Raw genomic sequence first — 5,697 nt, 5'->3', positions numbered from 1 at the left:
GACCGAAAAAGGCTTAAAAGTAGAGAAAGCATCCGCCGCCGTCATTGATGCCACCATTATTCAGACTGCCGGCAGCAAACAGCGTCAGGCCATAGAAGTCGATGAAGAAGGACAAGTCAGTGGCCAAACCACACCGAGTAAAGATAAAGATGCCCACTGGACAAAGAAAAACGGCCTCTACAAACTTGGTTACAAACAACATACCCGCACCGATTCTGAAATCGCTTTCAGACGGCCTTACCGCATTCGGATGTTCGTCGTTTGCATTATTTGCAATGTTGTTTTATCATCAATAATACATTGATTATGTTGCGTATTTTAGTAATTTATTGTTTTTAAAAGGTATTTAAATGAAGAAAAAAATGCTGCTTTTAACCTTGCTGGTCTCGGCAACAGTGGTGGCGAAGCCGGTAAATAGTGGAAAAATAGCCCATCATCAAACCGTGTCGTGCGGCAATCAGGTTTATGTACAATCATCAGGCGGCGCAGTGTTAAAGGAAAAGCCCGATGCCCGTTCGAAAACGGTAATGCAGTTAAGAAACACCCAATATCTCTGTGTGGTTGGCAATGTGGCTGAATCAAACGGCTGGACGCTGGTGAAAAAAGTGCCTCCGGCAGCGGGTGTGGGCTGTGAAGATGCAGGCGCGAAAGAATGCTTGAAAATGGCAGATTTTCCAAGCAAATGGCAGGTAAAGAAACCGTCAGGCAGCCAATGCCGTCTGACGACTTCGTTTGACGAGGGCGGGCAGCTTGTTGTAACCGCCAGCGGTGTATGTGCAACCGGCTGGGTTAAAACAAAGGCTGTCCGTTTTTTTGCAGATTAATTTTTTAACACTGCATAAAAGGAATTGAAATGTCTGAAATTCAAGAACGGCAGAATCAACGGATTATTGATTATGCTGATTTTTGGATCTCAAACATCAACAGGGCCTGCTGAAGTAGTGATGACAGGAAATTCTTATTGGGATTAAAAAAACTATTTTTCACGGTGCATTACGGCCTAAAGAAAACTTTATTAAACCTGAGATGGCGCCGGATGTTGGAAAAAATGAATCAGAATCCCAATCTGAATATGAAAAAATTCGTTCGATGATCAATGGGTTAATGAATGATAAGGATGGTTCGTACACCAAGCAGCTTTTAGCAGAAAACCAAGATATTGTTGATAAATTCAACAAACGTGTACAGGAGGGTTTGGCACAACAGACACCATCGTTTTCGAACCAAGAGACTCAAATTGCACAACAGGAAACGGAATACCAGAGTTATTCGCGTAGCTGATGAAGATCTGATTTTGAATAACTATATTTGATTCAACACAAATGCAAAAAAGGCCGTCTGAACCCGCTTTCAGACGGCCTTTAACCCAACACAAGGAGCCAAAAAATGAACCCGCGTTACGCCCCGATGTTTGCGCCGTATACCCTGAACAACGGCGTGGCAATCAAAAACCGCTTTGTCGTCGCGCCGCTGACGATTTACGAATCCGATGCCAACGGTGGGCTGACCGACGCCGCCCGTAATTTCTGGCGCGACCGTTTTCGCGGCTTCGGGCTGTTTGTGATGCCGTTTACCAATGTGCATCCGACCGGCATCTCGGTTTTCCGTCGCTCAACGCTTTTGACGCAAGCCACCTACCCACCCTGCGCGAATACACAGCCATTTCGCACGAACAAGGCGCGAAAATCGTCGCCCAAATCGCCCACGCGGGCAGCCGTGCCAATCCGCTGATGACGCGCGGACTCGGCGCCGTCGCCCCCAGCGCTTACGGGCGCGTGCGCGAAATGAGCAGCGACGAAGTGGCGCAAATGGTGCAGCACTTTGCCCATGCCGCCGAACTCGCGCTCGACGCAGGCTTGGACGGCGTAGAAATCCACGGCGATGCCTTCGGCCTGCAAAGCAGTAACGGCTTCATTTTTTGTTGGAACGGATTGATTTCAATCTGATTGGCTTGCGGCATGACCTTATTGAATAGCCCCAAATCCACCGCGCGCACGGGCGAAAAATTGCTCACGCCGATGGCGCGGATTTTGCCGGCCGCCTGATATTCTTCCAGCGCGCGCCATGTGCCGTAGCTGTCGCCATAAGGCTGGTGAATCAGCACCATATCGATGTAATCCAAATTCAGACGACCCAATGAACGATCCAGCGACGCTTTGGCGGCTTCATAGCCGAAATTTTCCACCCAAATTTTGGTGGTAATGAACAATTCCTCGCGCGCCACGCCGCTGTTTTTTATTCCCAAACCGACTTCGGTTTCATTCATATAAGCCTGCGCAGTGTCGATATGGCGGTAGCCTGCTTTAATAGCCGCAATCACGGCTTGTTCGGTTTCTGCGGGTGGAATCTGGAATACGCCGAAACCGAGTGCGGGAATTTGTACGCCGTTGTTTAATGTGATGTTTTGCATGATGTCGTCTCCTGTTTGTTCTCATGAAGGGTTGCCATTTTAGTCCATGTTTTTATTGAAATAAATTAGGTTTGGTTTTATGATGTAGTGAATTAAATTCACTAATCAACCAAAACGGGGCGGAAAATGCAGAACTTTAACGAGCTGAATTATTTTTTGACGCTGGCGCAAACACAGAGCTTTATGAAAGCGGGGCAACTTTTGGGAATTTCTTCTTCGGCATTGAGCCACAGCATGAAAAATTTGGAAACACGGCTGAACCTGCGCCTGCTCAACCGCACCACACGCAATGTGTCGCTGACTGAAGCAGGACAGCAGCTTTTTGAGCAGCTTTCCCCGCTGTATCAAGCGATTAACAACGAAGTTGATGCGTTGAACGATTTTCTGAGCACGCCATCGGGACTGATTCGTATCAATGCCCCTGCGGTGGCAGCGGAAGCGGTGTTGTATCCGAAATTAAAGCCGATTTTGAACCGATACCCGAAAATCCGTTTGGAAATCGTGGTGGACAACCGCTGGGCGGACATTGTGAAAGAAGGGTTTGATATGGGCGTGCGGCTGGGCAACGATGTGGCGAAAGAAATGATTGCCGTGCCGATTTCTGAGCCGCTTAAAATGGTGCTGGTTGCCTCACCCGATTATCTAGCACAACACGGTTCGCCGAAAAATATTGACGATTTGCAGCAGCACCGCCTGATTGGCACGAAGCTCTCCGCCGCACACGGCATAGAGATGCAATGGAAATTCAAAGACAAAAAAGAGCGGATGACGTTCACGCCCAAATCGCAGTTTTCCATCAATAACCATCTGCGCCTGCAAGCCGTTTCAGACGGCCTCGGCATCGCGTGGGTGCCGTACCTCAACGTGGCGGACGCAGTTCAGTCGGGGCGATTGGTCGAGCTGCTGCCCGAATACGCGATGACTTACGATCCGCTTTACCTCTATTACCCTAGCCGTCGTGGGCATTCTAATGTATTTAAGTTGATCATGGATGCGCTAAAAGTAAAAGCCGCCTAATAATGGAGGCAGCATTTGCATCACAAATTAGCCCCCCTACCCTTACCTATTTCAAAAGTTGAAGGTACTGGGTATGTTAGCCTATTCCACTCTTTGGCAATTAAGTGGTAGAGTTGCAGTATTATTAAGCAACCAAAATTCTCTTAAAACCTATTGATTATATACTAAAAATTGGAGTACTATGAGCACACTCTCTAGAGTATCACTAATTCTCATTTGACATATAGGAACAATAAGCGGAATTTGTAGAAGAATAGGGAAAAGGAAATTAATTTATATTATGTTAAATTAATAATAGTGATATTTAATCCTAGCTTACCAATCTAATTTGTATCTTTTAATTTTTTATTTCTAGTCTCTACCAAAGAATATACAAGTCAGTTTTTATGCGGCTCAACTGGCGTGCAGCGAAAAAACGCTGGGGACACTCTGCCTTGCCCAAAGCGGGCTGTCTGCCAAAACCGTCATCACTGACCGCCTGCTGCTGGAAGCCAAACGTTTATTGATTCATACGCCGCAATCCGTCAAACAAATCGCCTTGCAACTGGGTTTTGAAGAAGCCACGCACTTCAATAAATTTTTTAAGAAACAACAACACATCACACCAAAAGTATTTCGGGAAAATTATTTGGCAACCTATGGTACAACTTAAATGAAGATTTGATGAAAAAGGCCGTCTGAAATGATCGTTTCAGACGGCCTTTTTTATGGCAAAGAGCGGTCAAATTTCAAAGCATTTTTAATTTGCCCGCCTGTTTTATCTAAACTCAGCAGTTTTCTCCAGCAAAAACTCAATCACCGCCTGCACTTTTCTCGCTCGTTGGCTATGTTGCAAATAATAAAGATAAATCGGTGGATACTGTCGCCAATGTTTTTGTAGCACGGGGATGAAATCTGCTTGGTCTGGTTGCTGTTTCATATTATGGGTAAAAATTCTACCTATTCCCAAACCTTGGCGGGTGGCATCTAGTAACACTTCCGGATCGTTACAAAGCAACGGCGCATCCATTTCTATGGCGATATCTTGACCATTTTGTGTGATAACCATAGGCTCAATTTTGTTGGATGAGATAAAACGATAGCCGATAAGTTTATGAGCTGACAAATCTCTAGGCGTTTTGGGTATGCCATATTGTTTTTCATAGCTTTGGCTGATGTACAAGCCTTCTTTCACTTCATTTACCAACTTACGTGCAACCATCCCTTCATCCAATTGATTGCCGAAGCGAATACCCAAATCGATGCCATCCTCAATCAGGTGCGAAAGTCCGTCATTAAGTGAAATTTCCAATTGAATTTGTGGATAGCGTTGATGAAATTCTCTCAAATGTGGTCGCAATAGTAATTGATACATCACTCGCGCCATGGTAATCCGCACGGTGCCGCTCACTTGCTCACCAAAATTCTGCACTTCTTCAAATGCTTGGTGCAACGTTGCCATAGCTTGCTCGGTACGCTCCAGTAGCTGCCTACCTGCATCTGTCAATTGAATATTACGCGTTGTGCGGTGGAACAGCGGCACACCGATTTTCTGTTCCAGCAGTTTCAAAGACTGGCTCGCCGAAGGCACCGCAATTTCCAATTTGCGTGCTGCCGCTGAAATACTGCCTTCTTGGGCGATGGTTTGGAAAACGTTGAGCTGACCGTAGAATGAATTATCAATCATTAGATTTTACCTAAAAGTTATTTAGAGATTATGCGTCTAATCATAACAATTTTTCTACGTATAATACACCTCATCAACAAGCGGTAAGGTTTCTTACCAATTTTACAAAACCATTATCCCAGTATTTATAAAGAGGTAAAACAACATGAAAAACGTATTAATTGTTTCAGGTCATCCGGAGTTGAACACATCTATTGCTAACCAAACCATTTTGAGCGAAGTGGCACAAGCTTTGCCCGAAGCTGAAATCCGCCGTTTGGATACGCTGTATCCCAATTATCAATTTGATATCGAAGCAGAACAATCTGCGATTTTAAAAGCCGATGTGATTGTGTTCCAATTTCCATTTTCTTGGTATTCCGTGCCAGGCTTGATGAAATTGTGGATTGATAAAGTGTTCGTTCACGGTTTTGCGCACGGCTCGACTGCAAAAATCGGCGGTAAAAAATTGATTATTTCATTCACGACTGGCGCACCAGAAGCAGTGTATCAAAAAGACGGTTTCTTCAAACACACTGTTGAAGATTACCTACCACAGTTTGAAACCTTTGCGACTTTATGTGGTTTAGATTAGGGGCTGACGTAGATTAGCAGTTATGCTAGG

At 45.3% G+C, this 5,697-nt stretch carries 7 protein-coding genes and 2 pseudogenes; 7 read left to right on the top strand and 2 right to left on the bottom strand.

Going from position 1 to position 5,697, the window contains the following annotated elements:
* From HMPREF2661_RS11490 to HMPREF2661_RS11840, 5 genes and pseudogenes are all read left to right on the top strand, one after another.
* Positions 1-220, top strand: a pseudogene (locus HMPREF2661_RS11490) (IS5/IS1182 family transposase); the annotation flags it as partial.
* 130 nt (positions 221-350) lie between these two features.
* Positions 351-824, top strand: coding sequence for a hypothetical protein (locus tag HMPREF2661_RS08905; RefSeq protein ID WP_070823431.1), 474 nt, complete (start codon positions 351-353; stop codon positions 822-824).
* A 202-nt stretch (positions 825-1,026) separates the two neighbouring features.
* Entirely contained in the window at positions 1,027-1,281 is a 255-nt protein-coding gene (locus HMPREF2661_RS08900; protein WP_049322815.1) for a hypothetical protein, read from the top strand.
* 105 nt (positions 1,282-1,386) lie between these two features.
* Complete coding sequence (locus HMPREF2661_RS08895) at positions 1,387-1,731, top strand: oxidoreductase (protein WP_283123635.1); 345 nt, start codon at positions 1,387-1,389, stop codon at positions 1,729-1,731.
* Positions 1,644-1,946 (top strand): oxidoreductase, encoded by a 303-nt coding sequence (locus tag HMPREF2661_RS11840; RefSeq protein WP_284675781.1) that lies wholly within the window; start codon positions 1,644-1,646, stop codon positions 1,944-1,946. The genes HMPREF2661_RS08895 and HMPREF2661_RS11840 overlap by 88 nt, the downstream gene beginning before the upstream one ends.
* 29 nt (positions 1,947-1,975) lie before the next feature.
* Here HMPREF2661_RS11840 and HMPREF2661_RS08890 read toward each other — a convergent pair.
* Positions 1,976-2,410, bottom strand: a pseudogene (locus tag HMPREF2661_RS08890) (aldo/keto reductase); the annotation flags it as partial.
* 126 nt (positions 2,411-2,536) lie between these two features.
* On the opposite strand from HMPREF2661_RS08890, the gene HMPREF2661_RS08885 reads away from it, so the two are divergent.
* A complete protein-coding gene (locus tag HMPREF2661_RS08885) occupies positions 2,537-3,427 on the top strand; it encodes a LysR family transcriptional regulator (protein WP_049322816.1) in 891 nt (296 codons plus the stop codon).
* A 757-nt stretch (positions 3,428-4,184) separates the two neighbouring features.
* Here HMPREF2661_RS08885 and HMPREF2661_RS08880 read toward each other — a convergent pair.
* Entirely contained in the window at positions 4,185-5,093 is a 909-nt protein-coding gene (locus HMPREF2661_RS08880) for a LysR family transcriptional regulator (protein ID WP_079453776.1), read from the bottom strand.
* Positions 5,094-5,238: 145 nt separating this feature from the next.
* Between HMPREF2661_RS08880 and HMPREF2661_RS08875 the strand changes: the two genes are divergently transcribed.
* Positions 5,239-5,667, top strand: coding sequence for an NAD(P)H-dependent oxidoreductase (locus HMPREF2661_RS08875; protein WP_084824326.1), 429 nt, complete (start codon positions 5,239-5,241; stop codon positions 5,665-5,667).
* The last annotated feature ends 30 nt before the right edge of the window (positions 5,668-5,697 follow it).

This window comes from Neisseria sp. HMSC061B04 (assembly GCF_001836705.1).
In the GTDB taxonomy this organism is placed as follows: Bacteria; Pseudomonadota; Gammaproteobacteria; order Burkholderiales; family Neisseriaceae; genus Neisseria.
The sequence above is the reverse complement of the archived record's forward strand: the minus strand, read 5'-3'. Positions and strand labels throughout refer to the sequence as shown.

Bases quoted from the DNA above. Each gene is read 5' to 3' on its own strand.
- HMPREF2661_RS08900 (WP_049322815.1), top strand. From the start codon at position 1,027: ATGGCGCCGGATGTTGGAAAAAATGAATCAGAATCCCAATCTGAATAT.
- HMPREF2661_RS08875 (WP_084824326.1), top strand. From the start codon at position 5,239: ATGAAAAACGTATTAATTGTTTCAGGTCATCCGGAGTTGAACACATCT.
- HMPREF2661_RS08895 (WP_283123635.1), top strand. From the start codon at position 1,387: ATGAACCCGCGTTACGCCCCGATGTTTGCGCCGTATACCCTGAACAAC.
- HMPREF2661_RS08885 (WP_049322816.1), top strand. From the start codon at position 2,537: ATGCAGAACTTTAACGAGCTGAATTATTTTTTGACGCTGGCGCAAACA.
- HMPREF2661_RS08905 (WP_070823431.1), top strand. From the start codon at position 351: ATGAAGAAAAAAATGCTGCTTTTAACCTTGCTGGTCTCGGCAACAGTG.
- HMPREF2661_RS08880 (WP_079453776.1), bottom strand. From the start codon at position 5,093: ATGATTGATAATTCATTCTACGGTCAGCTCAACGTTTTCCAAACCATC.